Origin of the sequence: Nonomuraea ferruginea, from assembly GCF_039540635.1 — a bacterium.
In the GTDB taxonomy this organism is placed as follows: Bacteria; Actinomycetota; Actinomycetes; order Streptosporangiales; family Streptosporangiaceae; genus Nonomuraea; species Nonomuraea ferruginea.
In genome coordinates, this window is sequence record NZ_BAABFD010000001.1 from 13,339 (window position 1) to 34,186 (window position 20,848).

The following is a 20,848-nucleotide window of genomic DNA, read 5'->3' on the forward strand; positions in this document are numbered from 1 at the left end:
TTCGGGTATCAGTGCCGCCCTTGCGTACGCACTACTCTCTCCGTCGGCCTAGGGTGGAGGACAACCGCCGGGAGGTGGCCGTATGGAGTGCGTGGGCGTGCCAGAATGCTGGAAGGTCCGTAGCGGTCCGCACGGCCTCACCGATCTCCGAGAGAGGCAACAGCCCCCTAGCGGGCATCTGGGTCCATTGTCGCCACGCGTTCGTTCGAGAGGTGTTCGTGTCGCCTGCAAGTTCGACTCGCTCGAAGCCACAAGAGCTGAACGAGCCCGTCATTCAGCGACTGCTCGAGCGTGGGCGCTCGCAGGGTTTCCTCGAGTCTGAGGATGTCCGTCAGGCCTTCGAGGAGGCGGACATCCCCATGTCGCACGCCGCCGCGTTCTTGCGGAACCTCAGCAAAGAGGGCGTGACCGTGGTGGTGACCGCCGCGGATTCGGCTGCGCCGAAGAAGAAGTCTCGAGGTTCAGCAAAGCGCCAGACCGCCGCGCCCGTCAAGAGCAAGACGGCGGCGGCCGCCAAAGAGCAGCAGCCGGAGACCGTGACCGCGGTCGTCGGCACCGCCGAAGCCGAGCCCGCGCCGAAGAAGCCGGCCCCCGCCAAGAAGGCCGCTCCCGCGGCCAAGAAGGCGGCCCCGGTCAAGGGCGCCCCCGCCAAGAAGGCCAAGCCGGAGAGCGCTGGGCCTGCCGAGACCAAGCAGAAGACCTCCGACGGCGTCAAGTCCGAGGTCGACGACGACGACATCGAGCTCGACGGCGACGTGGAGCTGGAAGACCTCGAAGACATCGAGGTCGACGACGAGGAGATCGTCGCCGAGGGCGACTCCGAGTCTGAGGGCGACTCCGACGACGACACCGAGGACGAGCCGAAGGCCGAGACGGCCCCGGCGGTCAAGGAGAAGAGCGAGGACGAGGTCCTCATCCTCTCCGATGACGACGACGACGCGCCCGTGGCGCAGGTCGCCGCCGCCGGAGCGACCGCCGACCCGGTCAAGGACTATCTGAAGCAGATCGGCAAGGTCCCCCTGCTCAACGCCGAGCAGGAGGTCGAGCTCGCCAAGCGCATCGAGGCGGGCCTGTTCGCCGAGGAGCAGCTCGCCAGCGACGGCGACGGCCTCCCGGTCGACGTCCGCGCCGAGCTGGAGTGGATCGCCGAAGACGGCCGCCGGGCCAAGAACCACCTGCTGGAGGCCAACCTCCGCCTCGTGGTCTCGCTGGCCAAGCGCTACACCGGCCGCGGCATGCTCTTCCTGGACCTGATCCAGGAGGGCAACCTGGGCCTGATCCGCGCGGTCGAGAAGTTCGACTACACCAAGGGCTACAAGTTCTCCACCTACGCCACCTGGTGGATCCGGCAGGCGATCACCCGGGCCATGGCCGACCAGGCGCGGACCATCCGCATCCCGGTCCACATGGTCGAAGTGATCAACAAGCTGGCCCGCGTCCAGCGGCAGATGCTCCAGGACCTCGGCCGCGAGCCGACCCCGGAGGAGCTGGCCCGCGAGCTCGACATGACCCCCGAGAAGGTCGTCGAGGTCCAGAAGTACGGCCGCGAGCCGATCTCCCTCCACACGCCTCTGGGCGAGGAGGGCGACAGCGAGTTCGGTGACCTCATCGAGGACTCCGAGGCCATCGTCCCGGCCGACGCGGTCAGCTTCACGCTGCTGCAGGAGCAGCTCCACTCGGTGCTCGACACCCTGTCGGAGCGCGAGGCCGGTGTGGTGTCGATGCGCTTCGGCCTCACCGACGGGCAGCCCAAGACGCTGGACGAGATCGGCAAGGTCTACGGGGTGACGCGCGAGCGCATCCGGCAGATCGAGTCGAAGACGATGTCCAAGCTCCGCCACCCGTCCCGTTCGCAGGTTCTGCGCGACTACCTCGATTAGGTCGACGCGCGGGAAAGGGCACGGTCACTCGCGGGCCGTGCCCTTTCCGCTGCCCGGCGTTCAGTGGAGGAGGACGTCGAGTCTGCCGCCCGTGAGCGTCACCTGGTAGCCGAGGTCCTCCAGGGTCTTGACCAGCTCGTCCGGGGTCTCCGGTGCGAGGCCGCTCTCCAGGAGCCGCCTGGCGACCTCGCCGCGGGTGGCCTTGGCCATGTGGCTGACGACCTTGCCGCCCTTGAGCACCCGTACGGACACGCCGCGCGAGCCCGGCCGCCAGGCGGCCGCGTACGCGGAGGAGCGCAGGTCCACCACCAGCCCCGGCAGCCGCTCCAGCTCCGGTGTGATCAGGGGCCTCCAGAAGGCCGCCAGAGGGCCGATCGGCGGCAGACTGACCCCCATGGCCAGCCGGTAGGGCGGGATGCGGTCAGCGAGCCGTAGCACGCCCCACAGGCCCGAGAAGATCAGCACGTGCTCCTCGGCCCTGGCCCGGGCCTCAGGGGAGAACTCGCTCAGGGCCAGGTTGTCGTACAGCACCCCGGTGTAGAGCTCGCCGGCGGGTAGCGTCGGCGCCGTCTGGAGTTCCAGATTTTTCGCGAGTTCCGGTGCCAGGCCGGGGGACAGCCCGAGCACCTCCAGGGCGTTCCGCCGGCGGGACGCGCGGACGAGGGCGTTCAGCACCCGCTTGCGGGGGCGGTCCAGCTTGGGGAACGACAGGTCGCCGACGGGCGGCCCGTCGCCTGCCGGAGCCTTGCCCTCCGACGGGGGCAGCAGAATGAGCACGTCCCGCAGCTTACTGGCGGTGAATCGCCGCTGTGCCTGGTCAGGGGGGTGGTGGCGACCTGCTGGGCCGATTTCCGCCACTCACGTCCGGGGGTGGTGCCGGGGAGGTGCGGATCCGTTCGGCCGGTTCCCGTCACCGGGGTTCGGCTGGGGGTGGTGCCGGGAGGTGCGGGTCTGCTGGGCCGGTTTCCGTTACCGGGGTCCGGGCGGGGGTGGTGCCGGGAGGTGTGGGTCCGCTGGGCCGGTTTTCGTTACCCGCGTCCGGCTGGGGGCGGTGGCGGGAGGTGCTGGTCAGCTAGGCTGCGCGGGTGGATGTCGATCTTCTGGTGGACGGGGCGTGGCCGGCCTGGGAGCGGCGGGTGCTCGGCGGCTGGGTGTTGCGCTACGCGGGAGGTGTGACGAAGCGGGCGAACTCGGTGCTCGCCGTGGGGGAGCCGCCTGTGCCGGATGATCTTTTCGCCGCCATCCGGGTCGCCGAGGAGTTCTACGCGGAGCGCGGGGCTCCGTGCGCCTTCTCGATCGGCGCCGGCGCGCCGCCGGGACTGGACCGCGCGCTGGACGCGCGTGGGTACGCGCTGGTGGATCCCACTGTCGTGATGTCCGGCACGATCTCCGGTGAACCCGTGGTGCCGGTACGGGTCGAGCCGCGGCTCTGGCGGGGCTGGCTGGAGGCGTGGTGGGAGGTCGACGGCCGCTACGGCACCGGGCTGGAGGCGGCCGAGCGGATCGTGACCGGCGTGCCGGCGCTCTACGCGGCCGTCGAGGAGGACGGGGCTCCGGTGGCCGTCGGACGGGGCGTGCCGCAGGGCGACACGCTCGGCGTCTACTGCATGGCCACGCTGCCGTCGGCCCGCCGTCGCGGCCTGGCCCGTGCCGTGCTGCGCGCCCTGGCCGTTGAGAGCGGGATGCGGAGCGCGTACCTGGTCGTCACGGAGCGCAACACGGCCGCGCGGAACCTCTACCGGAGCGAGGGCCTGGAACAGAAGGGCGGCTACCACTACCGTGTCCGCTCAACCACGGACCCGCGCCCTCCGGCCCCGGAAGCTGGCGCCGCGCGTGTCCGGTCGCGGACGGTGGGTGCGTGATTTGTGCGGGATCGGCCTTAGACGTCCGGCGTGTGCGGCGCAGGTGTCCGGTCCCGGATGGCGGGTGCGTGATTTGTGTGGGTTCAGTCTGGGGCGTCCGTTGTCTGCGGCGTTCGTGTCCGGTCCCGGGCGGGTGGGGGACTCGTACGAGTGCAGTTTCGGGGATCCGGCGCACACGCCTCGCCCGCCCGGTCGCGGACGGCAGGTGCGTGACTCGTACGGGTTCGGTCTGGGGCGTCCGGCGCACGCGCCTCGCGTGTCCGCTTTCGAACGGAGGGTGCGTGACTCGTGCGGGTGTTTCGGGCATCCGGCGTGCCGCACGTGTCCGCACCCAGAGGTGGGATGTGGGCCGCATGGGGCGAATGCGTGCGCGCCCGGCCCTCGTGCGGCGGGAGCGTCATATGCCCGGCCTTGTGCGGCGGGAGTGTCACATGTACGTGCTCGTGCGGCGGGAGCGCATACGTACGTGCTCGGCTTGGGGAGCCCGGAGCGTGAGCCGCTCGTGTTCGTGCGCGGGTGCCGGGGGTGTGCGCCGCGTGTGGCCGCCGGCGGGCCCTGTGGGCGTGCTGCTGTCTGGGCGGAGGGCGGGCTGGGTCGTGGAGGCAAGACGGCGATCCCGGTTGAGCCGGGATCGCCGTCTTGTCGAGATATATGTGGTTATGTCATCACGGCGAGCACGTCAGCGCTCGTCGTTGGGGCTTATCTTCGGTGTTTCGCTGAGACGTGCCGACTCGTCCAGGATGTCAGCGCCCTTCTCGCGCAGCGCCGCGATGTGCTTACGCCCATGGTGGGCGCAGAACAGCAGCTCCCCACCTACCGGCAGGGTCGCGCGAATGTACGCCTGGGCACCGCAACGGTCGCAGCGGTCGAGGGCCGTCAGCGGCTTAACGGGGGCAAGAGCTCCAGTCACGTATCGCCTTTCGGGTCACCCCCGCCGAAGCGAGGATCTGGCGTCAGTCACTTGGAACAACATCTAACCGGACGTGGACGTTCCCAACCCACAGGTCTCTACGCCCAGAGCGGAATGTGTCCGAAAGTAATGGGGATCACCCTGCTGGTAACGGCAAACATGGCGCCATGGCAAGCTTGTACGCGTGCGTAAGGGAAGAACGGTAAGCTACGCACACGTGTTCGAACTATAGACCCGGAGGGCTGGAGTGACGGTAGTGGAGGCGGGTTACACGGCTCGGCACCTCTCGGTGCTCGAGGGCCTCGAGGCCGTCCGCAAGCGCCCGGGGATGTACATCGGATCCACCGACAGCCGCGGGCTCATGCACTGCCTCTGGGAGATCGTCGACAACGGCGTCGACGAGGCGCTGGGCGGCCACTGCGACCGCATCGAGGTCGAGCTCCACGCCGACGGCTCCATCGAGGTGCGCGACAACGGTCGCGGCATCCCCGTCGACGTCGAGCCCAAGAGCGGCCTGGCGGGCGTCGAGCTGGTCTACACCAAGCTCCACGCGGGCGGCAAGTTCGGCGGCGGCTCCTACACCGCCTCGGGCGGCCTCCACGGCGTGGGCGCATCCGTGGTCAACGCCCTGTCGGCGCGGCTCGACATCCAGGTCGACCGCGACGGCAAGGTCCACGAGATGAGCTTCCGGCGCGGCGTGCCCGGCGTGTTCGACGGGCCGGAGCCGACCGCCAAGTTCAAGAAGAAGTCCGGCCTGCGCGACGGCGGCAAGCTGCCCGAGAAGGTCACCGGCACGCGCGTGCGCTTCTGGGCCGACAAGCAGATCTTCCTGCCCGACGCCGAGGTGTCGCTCGACGAGATCCACGTCCGGCTCCGCCAGACCGCCTTCCTGGTGCCCGGCCTCACCCTCGCCGTCGTCGACAGCCGCCACGAGGAGCAGGTCCGCGACGAGTTCCGCTTCGAGGGCGGCATCTCCGAGTTCACCGAGTTCCTCGCCCGCGACGAGGCCGTCTGCGACGTGCTGCGGCTGCAGGGCGTGGGCCACTTCCGCGAGACCGTGCCCGTCCTCGACGACCAGGGCCACATGACGTCCACCGAGGTCCAGCGCGAGCTCAGCGTCGACGTGGCCGTGCGCTGGGGCAAGGGGTACGAGTCCACGGTCCGCTCCTTCGTCAACGTGATCGCCACCCCCAAGGGCGGCACCCACGTCAACGGCTTCGAGCGCGGCCTCGTCCGCACGATCAACGAGCAGCTCCGCGAGACCCGCCTGCTCAAGAACGGCGACGACCCCGTCACCAAGGAAGACATCCTCGAAGGGCTCACCGCGGTCGTCACCGTCCGCGTGCCGGAGCCGCAGTTCGAGGGCCAGACCAAGGAGGTCCTCGGCACCTCCGCCGCCGCCCGCATCGTCTCCCACGTCGTCAGCCGCGATCTCAAGGAGCTGTTCGACAACCCGCCGCGCGGCTACAAGCAGCCGCTGCGCGCGGTGCTGGAGAAGATCGTCGCCGCCGCCAAGGCCCGCATCGCCGCCCGCGAGCACCGCGAGAACCAGCGCCGCAAGAGCGCACTGGAGAACTCCGCGCTGCCCGCCAAGCTCGTCGACTGCCGCAGCGACGACGTCGACCGCAGCGAGCTGTTCATCGTCGAGGGCGACTCGGCCCTCGGCACCGCCAAGCTGGCCCGCGACTCCGAGTTCCAGGCCCTGCTGCCGATCCGCGGCAAGATCCTCAACGTGCAGAAGGCGTCCGTCAGCGACATGCTGAAGAACGCCGAGTGCGCCGCCATCATCCAGGTCGTCGGCGCCGGCTCCGGCCGCTCCTTCGACATCGACGCCGCCCGCTATGGCAAGATCATCCTCATGGCCGACGCCGACGTCGACGGCGCCCACATCCGCTGCCTGCTGCTCACGCTCTTCCACCGCTACATGCGGCCCATGGTGGAGGCGGGCAGGGTCTTCGCCGCGGTTCCCCCGCTCCATCGCATCGAGCTGACCAACCCCGGGCGCGGCAAGGACAAGTACATCTACTGCTACTCCGACGCCGAGCTGCACAAGGTGCTGCGCGACCTGGAGCGGCGCGGCAAGCGCTGGAAGGACCCGGTCCAGCGCTACAAGGGCCTCGGCGAGATGGACGCCGACCAGCTGGCCGAGACCACCATGGACCCGCGCCACCGCATCCTGCGCCGCGTCCGCATCGAGGCCGCCGAGGAGGCGGAGCAGATCTTCAGCCTGCTGATGGGCAGCGACGTGGCCCCGCGCCGCGAGTTCATCGTCAAGAGCGCCGCCGAGGTCGACCGCGACCACATCGACGCCTGACCCCGCGCCCGGGGGTCAGCCGAGCGGGATCAGGCGGCCCGTCTTCACGTCGTAGACGGCGCCCACGACCGGCATGCCCGCCGGCAGGAACGGTGACGACGTGATGCGGGTCAGGTCGTGCACGAGAGCCTCGGTCTGGTCCGGCACCATGTGGAACTCCAGGCTCCGGGTGTCCACGCCCTGGTCACGGGTCAGCTGGTGCACGTCCGCGTCGGTGGCCTTGGTCATGCCGCAGTCGGTGTGCGGCATGACCAGCACCCGCTCCACCCCCAGCAGGTAGACCGCCAGCACGAGCGTACGCAGGACGTCGTCGGTGACCCGCGCGCCGGCGTTCCTGAGGATCTTCGCGTCGCCCGGCTCCAGCCCCAGCAGGCCGAGCGGGTCGATACGCGAGTCCATGCAGGTGACGACTGCCAGCCCACGTGCCGCGCGCCCGGTCAGGTCGGACCCGCGGAAGGTGCGGGCGAACTCGGCGTTGGCGGCAAAGAGGTCGTCGAACGCATCCATGCCAAAGATGATCCCCCATGACCGTTTCGTCGATGCGTCCGGGGGCCACGAATTCGCCGGAGGTGAGCAAGCTCACGCGATCACTGCTAACTTTGCGTGATGATTCCGTAGCCCATTGTGCGCATGATCGAAGAAGGTCGTCTTGAGCAGGTCCGAATCGCTTGCCGCGTATCTCCGTGCCCAGGCCCGGCGCTGTCTGGATCGAGTCGAGTCCGACGACGGCGGACGCAACGCCAGGCGCACGCTGGCCCTGCTCGACGCCGCCGCCTACGCCGGCGGGCTGGCCGACGACGACCCGCTGATCCTCATGCTCGACCAGGCCGGCTGCTACGGGCCGCTCGGCTGCGAGGCGTTCGACCCCGGCGAGGCCGGCACCCGGCTCGTGCGCACGTGGGAGGGAGCCGAGCCGCACGAGCTCCTCCTGTCGCTCCCGGCGGCGATCACCGCCGCCGCCGGACGGCGCGACCAGGAGCACGGCACCAGACCCTGCTGATGCTCCTCAGGCCGGTTCGTTGCCCGGCTTCCACTTGATGCCGCAGCCCAGCGACGGCGTCTGGTCGTCCTCGACGGGTTTGCCGGCCAGCAGCGCGTCGACGGCGGCCCGGAGCGAGGCGCCCGTCACCGGGACCTTGTTGCCCGGCCTGGCGCCGTCGAACTCGCCCCGGTAGGCCAGCTTCAGAGCGGCGTCGTACAGGAAGAAGTCGGGCGTGCAGGCCGCGCGGTAGGCCTTGGCCACCTCCTGCGTGTCGTCGAGCAGGTAGGGGAAGGTGAAGCCGGCCCTGGCCGCCTGCTCGGCCAGGTGTGTGGGATCGTCGTCGGGGTAGTTCACGCTGTCGTTGCTGCAGATCGCGACGACCGAAAGGCGGGAGCCGTATTCGGCGGCCAGCTGCCCGAGCCCGTGCTCGATGTGGCGGACGTAGGGACAGTGGTTCGACAGGAAGATCACGAGGGTGGCGGGGGAGCCTTCGAGGTCGGCGAGGGACACACTGCCGCCGTCGACGGCCGTCAGGTCGAAGTGCGGTGCGGGTGTGCCGAGCGGAACCATGAACGAATGCGCAGCCATGTCTCCCATTGTCGCCGGTCGTCCCTGTCGGAGGTGAATCCATGGAAGGCATCGCCCGGTTCCGGTCGACGGTGTTCGACTGCCCGGACCCGTCGGCTCTGGCCCGGTTCTACTCGCGCCTGCTCGGCTGGCCGATCACGGACGAGGACGACGGCTGGGTGGTGGTGAGCGACGGCGGATCGCCGGACCGGCTGGCGTTCCAGCTGGTGGAGGACTACCGGCCGCCGATGTGGCCGGAGGGGGAGCGGCCGCAGCAGCTCCACCTCGACCTTCGGGTGGACGATCTCGACGACGCGGAGAAGCGAGTGCTGGAGATCGGCGCGACCAAGGCGGAGGTCCAGCCGAGCGAGGACGACGCTTTCAGGGTCTTCCTCGACCCGGCCGGACACCCGTTCTGCCTGACGGTCTAGCGGGCCGACCGCGCCAGCAGTTCGACCGCCTCGCTCAGGTCGCCGGAGGCCAGCTCGTGGTCCGCCTGCGCCTGCAGGTCGAACCGCTTGCCGGCCGCCTGGGCGGCGTCCCTGGCCACCGAGACGACCGTGTCACCCTGCTGGAAGGTGGCGCTGCGCGACCGTTCGAGCAGCGCCGCCGCGGTCTGGACGGCCGCGGTGCTCCGGATGGTGCCGCCGGGGTGCCAGTTGCCGGGCCGGAGCGCCGGGGTCAGCGCCGCCGCCGCTGCCTTCGCCGGTCCGTCGCCCTTGAGCAGCCGGTCGCGTACCTTCTTGAGCCGGTCGCGGCCGGAGTCCGTGCGCAGCCCCCACCCGTACGGGTAGAGCGGGTCGTAGGAGGCGTCGCCGACGTTGATCGGCACCTGCTCCTCGCCGCGGAACCAGGTGAACGGGAGCCGCCCGGTGTACGGGACCGCGCCGAACAACGGGTCGGCCACGCCGTCGCCCTCGGTGCCCGGCAACCAGGCCGCCACCACGGCCTCCACCCGCGACAGGTCGCCGAGCAGCAGCGGCCGGCCGGAGACGACCAGCACCACGCAGTCCATCGCCCCGCACACCCGGTCGATCGCGGTTCGGTCCGCGCCGGTCAGGTTCAGGGTGCGCCCGTTGACGCCCACGTCGCCCTGGCCTTCCGCGTACGGGGTCTCGCCGACGACCACCACGCCCACGTCGTGCCCGTCGAGCGGCGCCGAGGCGTCGCGCGAGTAGGTGACGGACGGGGCGCGCTTCCGGATCGCCGACAGGATCGTGGTGCCGGGCGTGATCGGCCCGGACGAGCCCTGCCAGGTGATGGTCCAGCCGCCGGACTGGTTGCCGATGTCGTCGGCGTTCGAGCCCGCCACGTACACGCGGGCGTCCCGGTCCAGCGGCAGCAGGCCGCCGTCGTTCTTCAGCAGCACCTGCGAGCGGGCGGCGGCCTCGCGGGCCACCTCGCGGTGCGCGGGCGAGCCCACCTCGGCCAGCCGTGACCGGTCCGCGTACGGGCGCTCGAACAGGCCCGCCTCGAACTTCTGGGTGAGGATCCTGGCGACCGCGTCGTCGATCCGCGACATCGGGATCCGCCCGGCCCGCACCTCGGCCTTCAGCGCGCCGACGAACTCCTGGTACGCGTACGGCACCATGATCATGTCCAGCCCGGCGTTGACCGAGGTCCGCACGTCGCTCGCGTAGTCGCCGGGGATCTGGTCGATCGCCTGCCAGTCGCTGACCACGAACCCCTTGAACCGGAGCCGGCCCTTCAGCACGTCCGTGATCAGCTCCCGGTGCGCGTGCATCTTCAGCGGCCCGTCGCCGGAGTCCACGCTGGAGAACGACGGCATGACCGTCGCCACCTCACGCTCGACCGCCTCGGCGAACGGCGACAGGTGGATCGCCTCCAGCTCGGCCCGGCTCACCTCGGTGACGCCCTGGTCGATGGTGTAGTTCCCGGTCGTGGACGAGCCGTACGTGGTGCCGCCGTCGCCGACGTAGTGCTTGGCGGTGGCCAGGACGCCGTTCTCCTGCATCCCGTCGATGATCGTCGCCATCCGCTTCACCAGCGCAGGGTCCTCGCCGAAGGACTCGTACGCGCGACCCCACCGGTCGTCGCGGGACACGCACAGGCACGGCGAGAAGTTCCACGGGACGCCGGTCGCCTTCACCTCGCGTGCCGTGATCTTCCCCGTCCGCTCGGTGAGGGCGGGGTCACGGGCGGCGCCCAGCCCGACGTTGTGCGGGAAGATCGTCGCCCCGACCACGTTGTTGTGGCCGTGCACCGCGTCCACGCCGTAGATGAGCGGGATCTGCAGCCGGGTCTGCCGGGCGCGGAGCTGGAAGCCGTCGATCATGTCCGCCCACGCCTCGGGCGTGTTGGTGGCCGGCGTGGACCCGCCGCCCGACAGGAGCGAGCCGAGCAGGTATGCGGCGATGTCGTTCTGGCTGCCGAGCGCGCCGCGCTCGGCCTGCGTCATCTGCCCGGCCTTCTCCTCCAGCGTCATCCGGCCGAGCAGGTCGGCCACCCGCTGTCTGACGGGCCTGCGTTCGTCCAGGTACGGCAGGCCGTGCGCGTCGATGACGACGACCGGGTTCTCGGCCGGCGGCCTGACGCCCTCGCCGGACAGCAGGATCGGGATCGTCTCGGCCACCTCGGCGTCGCGGTCGCCCTTGGTCCTGACCAGGAACGACCTGGCCGTGCCCGAGGGGGTGCCCGCTGGGAAGGTGAGCGTGCCCGCGGCGGGGGTGTAGTCCTCGCCGGGCGTGGCGGTGCCGGCGCCGGTGGTGTAGTGCACGGTCAGGTCCGAGGGGAGCGGCCCGCCGGTGGCCGTGCTGACGGACACCCGCACCTCGGCCGAGCCGCGCTCCTTGACCGGGTAGACCGGCTCGTCGGTGGCGAGCCGGACCGGCCGGGGCGGCGCCGTCCCGTACACCTGGACGTCGTCCCAGAGCAGCGTGCCCGAGGAGGCGGCGGGGAGCCGCATCGAGTAGCCCCACATGGCGATCAGGTCCAGCTCGCCGTCGGTGGGCGAGCCGCCAGGCTGGTAGTCGGCGCGGCGGGTGAAGTCCGCGAACGGCACGCTGACCTGCCGCCAGCCGGCGGTGTCGTCGGTGAACGACGACTCGAACAGCTCAGCGCTGCCCGCGCCGCCTCCTCCGTCCTTGACCTCGAAGAAGACGCGCTGGCCGGTGCCCGCGCCCTTCACCCAGAACGAGAATCCCTCGTACGGTGACCAGTCCTGGGCGGCGGTCAGGTCGTGTGACCAGCCGCCCCACTGGCTGACCGTGTAGACGGTGCTCAACGCCCGGTTGCCCGCTGCCGCGCCCGGACGGTCGTCGGCGGGGGTCACGGTGAGCGTGGGGGTGGAGGCCGCGTCGTTGCCCCAGCCGGTCACGCCGGGCGGCAGGGTGGCGGACTCGAAGTCGGTGACGGTGTGCGGCTCGGCGGACGCCTGCACGGGTGGTGCCACCAGGAGCGAGGCGAGCACGGCCGCCGCGGCCCACAGCGGAGTTCTTAATCGGATCACTGAACCTCCCAGAGAGCGCTCTCGCCAAGAGATCGGACACGGGCCGTGGTTCATAACAGACGTTTCTTGACGAGAGTGAACCAGAGGCGCAAGATGGCCTTATTCAACGATTGATGAAATCTGGTGAGAGCGATGACCGGACACTGCGTCATCATCGGGGGCGGCCCCGCCGGCATGGTCGCCGGGCTGCTGCTCGCCCGGGCGGGCGTGCGGGTGACGGTGCTGGAGAAGCACGCCGACTTCCTGCGGGACTTCAGGGGCGACACCGTCCACCCGTCGACGCTCGCCCTGCTCGACGACCTGGGCCTGGGCGACCGGTTCGACCGGCTGCCCCAATATCACATCACCGAGATCGCGTTCCCGGCCGCCGACGGGCCGGTGGTCATCGGAGACCTGTCGCGGCTCAAGGTACGCCGCCCGTACATCGCCATGGTCCCGCAGTGGGACCTGCTGAACCTGCTGGCCGGGGCCGCCCGCGAGGAGCCCGGCTTCACCCTGCGGATGCGCACCGAGGTCACCGGTCTCATCCACGAGGGCGGGCGGATCGCCGGTGTGCGCTACCGCACCGCCGGCGGACAGGACGGGGAGATCCGCGCCGACCTGACCCTGGCCTGCGACGGCCGCTGGTCCCTCGCCCGCCGCGGGGCCGGTCTGCGCGTCAAGGAGTACGGGGTGCCGTTCGACGTGTGGTGGTTCCGGCTGCCGCGCGACCGGGAGAACGGCATAGGGGCGCTCGTCCCGCGCGTCGTCGGCGACCGCCTGCTCATCGTCCTGCCCCGCGAGACCCACTTCCAGGTCGGCTACCTCGGCCCCAAGGGCCACGACCGCGAGTTCCGCGCCCGCGGGCTCGGACCCCTCCGCCGCGAGATCGCCGCGGCGGTGCCCGCGCTGGCCGGCGAGGTGGACGAGCTGACCTCGATGGACGACGTCAAGCACCTGGACGTCCGGCTCAACCGGCTGACCCGCTGGCACGCCGACGGGCTGCTGTGCATCGGCGACGCGGCCCACGCCATGTCGCCGGTCGGCGGCGTCGGCATCAACCTGGCGGTCCAGGACGCGGTCGCCGCCGCGACGCTCCTGGCCGGACCCCTGCGCAAGGGGCGGCCCACGCCCGCGGCGCTCGCCCGCGTCCGCGCCCGCCGCCTCATGCCGACGGTGGCCGTGCAGACCCTCCAGCGGCTGCTGCACCGGGCGTTCACCCTGCGGGTCATCCAGGGCACCTGGTCGGGGCCGCCCAGGTCGCTGGTGTGGCTCATGCGCCGCTTCCCGGCGCTCTCGTACGTCCCGGCGTACCTCATCGGCGTCGGCCCGCGCCCCGAACGCGCCCCCGCCTTCGCCCGCCGCCTGCCCGAGAAGACCTCGACGGGTACGTGAGCAGGCATGGGCTCACGGACCGAGGATCACCGTCTCCTCGGTCGCTGTCGTCTCGCCCCCGGCATGCGCCGTGAACGCGGCGCCGCCGGCGAAGGACATGATCAGCGCGGCTGCCACCACGACGACCGGGCACAGGCGTCCCCGGACCGCCGCTGGGGCCGCCGTGCCGGCGGCGATCTCCGCACGGGCGGTCACCCACGATCGCGCGTCGTCCCCGTCGAGACCGCAGGCCCTGACAAACGTCACGAGGAGCTCCTCGCGCGGCAGCCGGTCCCTGCCGAGCATGGTGGAGGCGGTGGAGTAGGGCAGGACGTCGCCGGCTTCCTGGCGCGCACACTGCCCGACGGGTCAGGCGGCACCGTCATCACCGCACACGGCGACCGGATCACCTACTGCGAGGGCTTCGGCCTGGCCGACCGCGCCGCGCGGATTGCCGCCACCTGCGACACCGTGTACGACGTCATGTCGATCACCAAGCAGTTCACCGCGGCCGCGATCCTGAAGCTGGAGGCGATGGGGGAGCTCCGGGTGACCGACCCCATCAGCGCGCATCTCGGGCCGCTCCCCGGCGGCGAGCGCGGCATCACCTTGCACCACCTGCTGACGCACACCACGGGCCTGCCGGAAGCGCTCGGTGACGACCACGACCCGGTGTCGCGCGACGGCCTGCTGGTCGGGGCGCCGGCCGCCGAACCGGCGGGAGCGGAGTTCCGCTACTCCAACACCGGCTACAGCGTGCTGGCCGCGATCGTGGAGAGGGTCTCCGGCCTGAGCTACGAGGGCTTCCTGGCCGAGCACCTGTTCGGGCCCGCCGGAATGACGGCGACCGGTTACGTGCTCCCCCGCTGGGACCGCCACCGGGTCGCCGTCGAGTACGACGCCCGGGGGAGCGACCGGGGCCGGCCGTACGAGCATCCGTGGGCGGACGACGGCCCGCACTGGAACCTGCGGGGCAACGGCGGCATGCTGTCGACCGCACGTGACCTGTTCCGCTGGCACCGCGCGCTGACCGGCGACGCCGTCCTGCCGGCGGCGAGCCAGGAAGAAGCTCTTCACCGCGTACGCGCCGGTGCCGGACTCGGACGAGGCGTACGCGTACGGCTGGAACATCCGCGGCACCGGCGACGGCCGGATCGCCTGGCACGACGGAGGCAACGGATGGTCGCCGGCGAACTACGCGCTGTCCCCAGGCGACGGCACGATGGCCTTCTGGGTCAGCAACCACGCCTACCGGCGGGGAGCGTGGAACTTCGAGGACCTGGAGCCGGACCTGACCCTGGGCCTCCTGGCACGCGCCCGTGAGACCCGCCCCGGAGACCGGGACGGGTGACATGGGACCCGGCTCAGCCTTCCGGCGTCGCGGAGGCGGGCGTGGGGACGGAGGCCAGGGCGCCGCCGACGGCGCCGATGGTGTGGGTGAGACGGACCCCGGAGCCGTCGCGGCGGCCGAGCTCCTCGGGCAGCGGCACCGGCTTGCCCACCGGGGATACCGCCCTGGCCGGCGCCGGGCCCGCCCAGGCCAGCAACAGCACGTCCTCGCCCTTCAGGAACCGCTGGGCGCGCACCCCGCCCGTGGCCCGGCCCTTGGCCGGGAAGTCGGCGTAGTCGGACACCTTGCCGCCGCCGATCTGCGTGCCGGGAAGCGCGGTGGACGAGCCCGCCACCGTCACCACCCGGGCGGGCCTGGACGGGTCGACCACACCGAACCAGATCACCCGCGCGGCGCCGTCGAGGCGGACGCCCGCCATGCCGCCCGCCGGCCGCCCCTGCGGCCTGACCAGCGACGCCGGGAAACGCAGCAACTGGGCCTCGGACGTGATGAACACCACGTCGTGCTCCTCGGACTCCAGCTCGACGGCGCCCACCACCGTGTCGCCGTCCTTGAGCGTGATCACCTCGAAGTCGTCGCGGTTGGCGGGGTATTCGGGCACCACCCGCTTGATCACGCCCTGCGCCGTGCCGAGCGCCAGGCCCGGCCCCGACGGGTCGAGCGAACCCAGCCCCACCACGGTCTCGCCGGGCTCCAGCGACACGAACTCGGAGACCGGATGCCCGCCCGACAGGGTCGGCGGGGCGGCCGAGGCAGGCAGCGTCGGCAGGTCGACCACCTGGACGCGGATGAGCCGGCCCTGCGACGTCACCACGCCCACCTCGCCCCGCACGCTCGTGCGGACGACGGAGACCAGCACGTCGTGCGGCGAACGGCCGCCCTCGGCCGCCAGCGGCTCGGCGTCGGCGGTGCGCGCCAGCAGGCCCGTGGACGACAGCAGCGCCAGGCACGGGTCGTCGGCCACCTGCAGCGACACCACCGGGGTGCGGGTCTGCCCGGAGGCCTCACGCAGCTCGGTGCGGCGCGGCGTGCCGTACTTCTTCGACACCTCGGCCAGCTCGCCGGAGACCACCTGGCGCAGCCGCGTCTCCGACGAGAGGATCGCGGTCAGCTCGGCGATCTCCTCGGTGAGCGTCTCCTTCTCGCGGTCGAGCTCCAGCTTGTCGTAGCGGGTCAGGCGGCGCAGCGGCGTGTCGAGGATGTAGGAGGCCTGCACCTCGGTCAGGTCGAACACGCTCATCAGCCGCTCGCGCGCCTGCGCCGAGTCGTCGGACGCGCGGATCACCTGGATGACCTCGTCGATGTTGAGCAGCGCGATGATCAGGCCGTCGACCAGGTGGAGCCGGTCCTCGCGCTTGCGGCGCCGGAACTCCGAGCGCCGCCGGACGACCTCCAGCCGGTGGTTCACGTACACCTGGAGCAGCTCGCGCAGGCCGAGCGTGCGCGGCTCGCCGTCGACCAGCGCGACGTTGTTGATGCCGAAGGTCTCCTCCATCGGCGTCAGCCGGTAGAGCTCCTCCAGCACCGCCTCGGGGATGAAGCCGTTCTTGATCTCGATGACCAGGCGCAGGCCCTTGTGCCGGTCGGTGAGGTCCTTGAGATCGGCGATGCCCTGCAGCTTCTTGCTGGTCACCAGCTCTTTGATCTTGGTGACCACGCGCTCGGGGCCGACGTTGTAGGGCAGCTCGGTGACGACGATGCCCTTGCGGCGCGGGGTGATCTGCTCGACCGTGCAGGTGGCCCGCATGCGGAAGGTGCCGCGCCCGGTCTCGTAGGCGTCGCGGACGCCCTGCAGGCCGATGATGGTGCCGCCGGTCGGCAGGTCGGGCCCGGGCACGAACTTCATCAGCTCGTCGAGCGTCGCCGCCGGCTTCTTGATCAGGTGGCGGGCGGCGGCGACGACCTCGGTCAGGTTGTGCGGCGCCATGTTGGTCGCCATGCCGACCGCGATGCCGGTGGTGCCGTTGACCAGCAGGTTGGGGAACGCCGACGGCATGACCGTCGGCTCCGTCTCCTGCCCGTCGTAGTTGGGCTTGAAGTCGACGGTGTCCTCGTCGATCGACTCCACCATCAGCATCGCCGCCGGGGCCAGCCTGGCCTCCGTGTAACGCATGGCCGCGGGCAGGTCGTCGGGCGAGCCGAAGTTGCCGTGGCCGTCGACCAGCGGCAGCCGCATCGAGAACGGCTGCGCCAGCCGCACCAGCGCGTCGTAGATGGCGCTGTCGCCGTGCGGGTGGAGCTTGCCCATGACGTCGCCGACCACGCGGGACGACTTGACGTGCCCCCGGTCGGGCCGCAGGCCCATCTCGCTCATCGAGTAGAGGATGCGCCGCTGCACCGGCTTGAGGCCGTCGCGGGCGTCGGGCAGCGCCCGCTGGTAGATGACGGAATAGGCGTACTCGAGGAAGCTGGTGCGCATCTCGGACGACACGTCGATGTCGACGATGCGCTCCTCGAAGTCCTCGGGAGGGGGTGCGGTGCTGCGTCGGGCCATGTCGAACATTGTGCCGAAGAAAAGAGGGTGCGTGCGACTCCATCGCCCCGGCTCGGAATCGTCGGCCGGACCTGGTAACAAGGAACCCATGATTGACGCCCCCGACGCGGCGATGCTGCGCGAAGAGGCCGAGGAGAAGCTGCGGGCGCTGGCGGGCGAGCACGCCCGGTTGCGTGACGACCAGTGGACCGCCATCGAGGCGCTGGTCGTCGACCGGCGCCGGGTGCTCGTCGTGCAGCGCACCGGCTGGGGCAAGTCCGCGGTCTACTTCGTGGCCACCGCCCTGCTGCGCGAGCTGGGCGAGGGGCCCACCGTCATCGTCTCGCCGCTGCTCGCCCTCATGCGCAACCAGATCGCCGCCGCCGAACGCGCCGGCATCCGCGCCGTGACGATCAACTCGGCCAACCCCGAGGCGTGGGAGGAGGTCTACGGCGAGGTCGCCGCCGGCCAGGTCGACGTGCTCCTGGTCAGCCCCGAGCGGCTCAACAACCCCGACTTCCGCGACAACGTCCTGCCCGAGCTGGCCGAGAGCGCCGGCCTGGTCGTGGTCGACGAGGCCCACTGCATCTCCGACTGGGGCCACGACTTCCGCCCCGACTACCGCCGCCTGGCCACGCTGTTCGAGGAGCTGCCGCCCGGCATCCCGGTGCTCGCCACCACCGCCACGGCCAACGCCCGCGTCACCCGTGACGTCGCCGAGCAGATGGGCGAGGACACCCTGGTCCTGCGCGGGCCGCTGGAGCGCGAGAGCCTCCACCTGAGCGTCGTCAGGCTCCCGAGCGCCGAGCAGCGGCTGGCCTGGCTGTCCCAGACCCTGCACGAGTTGCCCGGCTCCGGCATCGTCTACACCCTCACCGTCGCCGCCGCCCACGAGATCGCCGGCCACCTGCGCGACCAGGGACACGAGGTGGCCGCCTACTCCGGCCAGACCGAGCCGGCCGAGCGGCTGGCGGCAGAGGAGGCGCTGCTCGCCAACAAGATCAAGGCGCTGGTGGCGACGAGCGCGCTCGGCATGGGCTTCGACAAGCCCGACCTCGGGTTCGTCGTCCACGTGGGCGCCCCGCAGTCGCCGGTCGCCTACTACCAGCAGGTCGGCCGGGCCGGGCGCGGCGTCGAGCGGGCCGAGGTGATCCTGCTGCCCGGCACCGAAGACCGCGACATCTGGGCCTACTTCGCCTCCCTCGCGTTCCCGCCCGAGCCGGTCGTCCGCACCGTGCTCCAGACGCTGGAGGAGCGGGGCGTCATGTCCACCCCCGCCCTGGAGACCGCCGTCGACCTGAGCCGCAGCCGCCTGGAGATGATGCTCAAGGTGCTCGACGTCGACGGCGCGGTGCGCCGGGTCAAGGGCGGCTGGGAGGCCACCGGCGAGCCGTGGGCCTACGACGCCGAGCGCTACTCCCGCATCGCCGCCGAGCGCAGGGCCGAGCAGGAGGCCATGCTGGGCTACCTCACCACCGACCGCTGCCGCGAGCACTACCTGCGCGAGCTGCTCGACGACGAGGCCGCCGGGCCGTGCGGCCGCTGCGACAACTGCACCGGCCACCACCGCTCGTCCGGCATCGCCGCCCCGGCCGTCGAGCGCGCCCGCGAGCGGCTGGCCCGGCCCGGAGTGGAGATCGACCCCCGCAAGCAGTGGCCGACAGGGCTGGCCGACCTGTCCGGCAAGATCAAGCCCGAGCTCCGCGCCGAGCCCGGCCGCGCCCTCGGCCGGCTGACCGACATCGGCTGGGGCAACCGCCTGCGCGACCTGTTCCAGGGCCCCGACGGGCCGATGCCCGACGACATGTTCGCGGCCGTGATCAAGGTGCTGTCCGCCTGGGAGTGGGAGCAGCGGCCGGTGGCCGTGGTCGGCGTGCCCTCCTCGGCCAGGCCGCTGCTGGTCCGCGCCTTCGGCGAACGGCTCGCGCAGGTCGGCCGCCTGACCTACCTCGGCGAGCTGGGCTACCGGTCGGGGCCGCCCGGCCGGCAGTTCAACAGCGCCAAGCGGGTCCAGGCCGTACGGGCGACGCTCGCCATGCCCAAGGAGCTGGGCGCCGCGGTGGCGGCGTGCGGCGGCCCGGTGCTGCTGGTCGACGACCGCGTCGACACCGGCTGGACCATGACCCTCGGCGCCGCCCTGGTCCGCCACGCGGGCGCCCCGGCCGTCCTCCCACTGACCCTGGCCGTCACATCCTGATCAGCGCGCGCCCGGCTTATCCCGTACACGGGGCTGATGCGCGCGCCCGGCTTGTCCCGTACGCGGGGCTGATGCGCGCGCCCGGCTTGTCCCGTACGCGGGGCTGATGCACGCGTCCGCGCCGGTCGGCGGTCTACGCTTTGCCGATCAGCCCAGTCCGGCGAGCGCCGCCTCAGCCTCCCGTGTGAAGCGCCGTGCCGTCGTAGGCCTCCCGCGTGAAGCGCGTGCTGCCTCAGCCTCTCGTGGGAAGCGCCCGCGCCGCCCGGGCGTCGTTGGCGGTCCGGTGCGCGGCAGTTGCCTGTCGCCTGCTCGCCTGACGTGAAACGCGCAGGTAGACGCGGCCCTCGCCGAAGCCGGGGGTCTCGTACGGCGACGGACCGGGGATCGCCGGACAGTCACGGACGCGGGCAAGGCCAACTGAAGGCGCGACCCGCTGAAGGCGTGGCCTGCTGAAGGCGTGGCCTGCTGAAGGCGCGGCCCGTCTGAGGCGGGACCCGTTAGAGGCGCGGGCGGGCGCCCAGGTGCACGATGGCCTTGGAGGCCAGGCTGCAGCCGGCGCTCAGCGACTCCGCCGCGGGCTTGCCCGCCAGCCACGCCGGCAGGAACCCGGCGCAGAACGCGTCGCCCGCGCCCGTGCCGTCGACGATGCGGTCGACCGGCTCGGCCGGCGCCCGCACCGGCTCGGGGCGGCCGTTGCCGTACCACAACGCGCCCTCGGCGTTCATCTTGATCACGACCTGCGGGAACCACGCGGTCAGCACCTTGGCCGCAGCCTCGGGATCGTCGCGGCCGGTCAGCACCTTGGCCTGGTCGGTGTTGGCGAACAGCAGCTTGGCGCCGCCCGTCCACTCCAGGAACGGCTCCGCGCCCGTACGTTCGAGCGGGGCCGACGAGGCGCAGTCGACGGAGATCGACATCCCCGCGCGGCGCGCCATGTCGAGCGCGGCGAGACCGGCCTCGCGCGAGCCCTCGTTGATCAGCGTGTAGCCGGACAGGTGGAGGTGGCCGCCGCCGAACAGGTCGCGCGGCAGGTCCTCGGGGGCCAGCGCCGCGTTGGCGCCGGGGTCGGAGAGCATGGTGCGCTCGCCCTTGTGCGTCACGAGCACCACGCAGGTGCCGGTGGGACGCTCCGGGTCCATGACGAGCCGGGCGTCGACGCCGTAGCCCATCAGCTCCATGTCGCGGTTACGGCCGGTGATGTCGGCGCCGCGGCGGCCGATGAAGGCCACCTCCGCGCCCTCGACCGCCAGCCACGAGGCGATGTTGGCGCCCGAACCGCCTCCGTGCATGGTCACGACCGCGGGTGTGTCGCTCGCTCTGGCGAGCGCATAACGGGCGCGCGCCACCGCGTCGGTCATGAGATCGCCCACCACGACGACCCGCGTCATGATGCCACCACCTTGCTTGCTGCTACAGATCGAGCCTGGCCACGGCAAAACTAACAGCTTCGGGGCTGCTCGTGGGGCGGACCCCCGACACCCGGCCTGAGT

Annotated in this window: 15 protein-coding genes; 8 read left to right on the forward strand and 7 right to left on the reverse strand. The window is 71.6% G+C overall.

What is annotated here, in order from left to right; all coding sequences use genetic code 11:
* The first annotated feature begins 218 nt into the window (after nucleotides 1-218).
* Nucleotides 219-1,880, forward strand: a complete 1,662-nt coding sequence (locus tag ABD999_RS00070; RefSeq protein WP_271279508.1) for an RNA polymerase sigma factor — start codon at nucleotides 219-221, stop codon at nucleotides 1,878-1,880.
* A 60-nt stretch (nucleotides 1,881-1,940) separates the two neighbouring features.
* On the opposite strand, the gene ABD999_RS00075 is transcribed toward ABD999_RS00070, so the two are convergent.
* Nucleotides 1,941-2,657: a YaaA family protein gene (locus ABD999_RS00075; RefSeq protein WP_271279509.1), complete on the reverse strand. Its 717-nt coding sequence runs from the start codon at nucleotides 2,655-2,657 to the stop codon at nucleotides 1,941-1,943.
* Nucleotides 2,658-2,965: 308 nt separating this feature from the next.
* Here ABD999_RS00075 and ABD999_RS00080 point away from each other — a divergent pair, with 308 nt between their 5' ends.
* Nucleotides 2,966-3,742, forward strand: coding sequence for a GNAT family N-acetyltransferase (locus ABD999_RS00080; RefSeq protein ID WP_271279510.1), 777 nt, complete (start codon nucleotides 2,966-2,968; stop codon nucleotides 3,740-3,742).
* A 679-nt stretch (nucleotides 3,743-4,421) separates the two neighbouring features.
* Here the strand turns inward: ABD999_RS00080 and ABD999_RS00085 are convergent.
* Complete coding sequence (locus ABD999_RS00085; RefSeq protein ID WP_148030166.1) at nucleotides 4,422-4,652, reverse strand: DUF7455 domain-containing protein; 231 nt, start codon at nucleotides 4,650-4,652, stop codon at nucleotides 4,422-4,424.
* A 247-nt stretch (nucleotides 4,653-4,899) separates the two neighbouring features.
* Between ABD999_RS00085 and ABD999_RS00090 the strand changes: the two genes are divergently transcribed.
* Nucleotides 4,900-6,966, forward strand: a complete 2,067-nt coding sequence (locus ABD999_RS00090) for a DNA gyrase/topoisomerase IV subunit B (RefSeq protein ID WP_148030167.1) — start codon at nucleotides 4,900-4,902, stop codon at nucleotides 6,964-6,966.
* Nucleotides 6,967-6,981: 15 nt separating this feature from the next.
* Here the strand turns inward: ABD999_RS00090 and ABD999_RS00095 are convergent, their stop codons facing one another.
* Nucleotides 6,982-7,473, reverse strand: a complete 492-nt coding sequence (locus ABD999_RS00095) for a beta-class carbonic anhydrase (RefSeq protein ID WP_148030168.1) — start codon at nucleotides 7,471-7,473, stop codon at nucleotides 6,982-6,984.
* A gap of 142 nt (nucleotides 7,474-7,615) precedes the next feature.
* Between ABD999_RS00095 and ABD999_RS00100 the strand changes: the two genes are divergently transcribed.
* Nucleotides 7,616-7,966 carry a hypothetical protein gene (locus ABD999_RS00100; protein WP_148030169.1) on the forward strand — a complete coding sequence of 117 codons (351 nt, stop codon included), beginning with the start codon at nucleotides 7,616-7,618 and terminating at the stop codon, nucleotides 7,964-7,966.
* A 6-nt stretch (nucleotides 7,967-7,972) separates the two neighbouring features.
* Here ABD999_RS00100 and ABD999_RS00105 read toward each other — a convergent pair whose 3' ends face one another.
* Nucleotides 7,973-8,536, reverse strand: coding sequence for a thioredoxin family protein (locus ABD999_RS00105; RefSeq protein WP_148030170.1), 564 nt, complete (start codon nucleotides 8,534-8,536; stop codon nucleotides 7,973-7,975).
* Between the two features lie 41 nt (nucleotides 8,537-8,577).
* On the opposite strand from ABD999_RS00105, the gene ABD999_RS00110 reads away from it, so the two are divergent.
* Entirely contained in the window at nucleotides 8,578-8,946 is a 369-nt protein-coding gene (locus tag ABD999_RS00110) for a VOC family protein (RefSeq protein WP_148030171.1), read from the forward strand.
* On the opposite strand, the gene ABD999_RS00115 is transcribed toward ABD999_RS00110, so the two are convergent.
* A complete protein-coding gene (locus ABD999_RS00115) occupies nucleotides 8,943-11,984 on the reverse strand; it encodes a glycoside hydrolase family 3 N-terminal domain-containing protein (protein ID WP_261808387.1) in 3,042 nt (1,013 codons plus the stop codon). The genes ABD999_RS00110 and ABD999_RS00115 overlap by 4 nt on opposite strands.
* Before the next feature lie 132 nt (nucleotides 11,985-12,116).
* Between ABD999_RS00115 and ABD999_RS00120 the strand changes: the two genes are divergently transcribed.
* Both ABD999_RS00120 and ABD999_RS00125 read left to right on the forward strand, forming a co-directional pair.
* The gene (locus ABD999_RS00120; protein ID WP_148030173.1) at nucleotides 12,117-13,358 is read left to right on the forward strand and encodes an FAD-dependent oxidoreductase; all 1,242 of its coding nucleotides are present in this window, start codon (nucleotides 12,117-12,119) and stop codon (nucleotides 13,356-13,358) included.
* Nucleotides 13,359-13,421: 63 nt separating this feature from the next.
* Nucleotides 13,422-14,660: a serine hydrolase domain-containing protein gene (locus ABD999_RS00125; protein ID WP_271278976.1), complete on the forward strand. Its 1,239-nt coding sequence runs from the start codon at nucleotides 13,422-13,424 to the stop codon at nucleotides 14,658-14,660.
* Nucleotides 14,661-14,701: 41 nt separating this feature from the next.
* On the opposite strand, the gene ABD999_RS00130 is transcribed toward ABD999_RS00125, so the two are convergent.
* Nucleotides 14,702-17,191, reverse strand: coding sequence for a DNA gyrase/topoisomerase IV subunit A (locus ABD999_RS00130; RefSeq protein WP_271278975.1), 2,490 nt, complete (start codon nucleotides 17,189-17,191; stop codon nucleotides 14,702-14,704).
* Between the two features lie 79 nt (nucleotides 17,192-17,270).
* Between ABD999_RS00130 and ABD999_RS00135 the strand changes: the two genes are divergently transcribed.
* Nucleotides 17,271-19,358, forward strand: a complete 2,088-nt coding sequence (locus tag ABD999_RS00135; RefSeq protein ID WP_271278974.1) for a RecQ family ATP-dependent DNA helicase — start codon at nucleotides 17,271-17,273, stop codon at nucleotides 19,356-19,358.
* 497 nt (nucleotides 19,359-19,855) lie between these two features.
* On the opposite strand, the gene ABD999_RS00140 is transcribed toward ABD999_RS00135, so the two are convergent.
* Nucleotides 19,856-20,746, reverse strand: coding sequence for a carbohydrate kinase family protein (locus ABD999_RS00140; RefSeq protein WP_271278973.1), 891 nt, complete (start codon nucleotides 20,744-20,746; stop codon nucleotides 19,856-19,858).
* Between the last annotated feature and the right edge of the window lie 102 nt (nucleotides 20,747-20,848).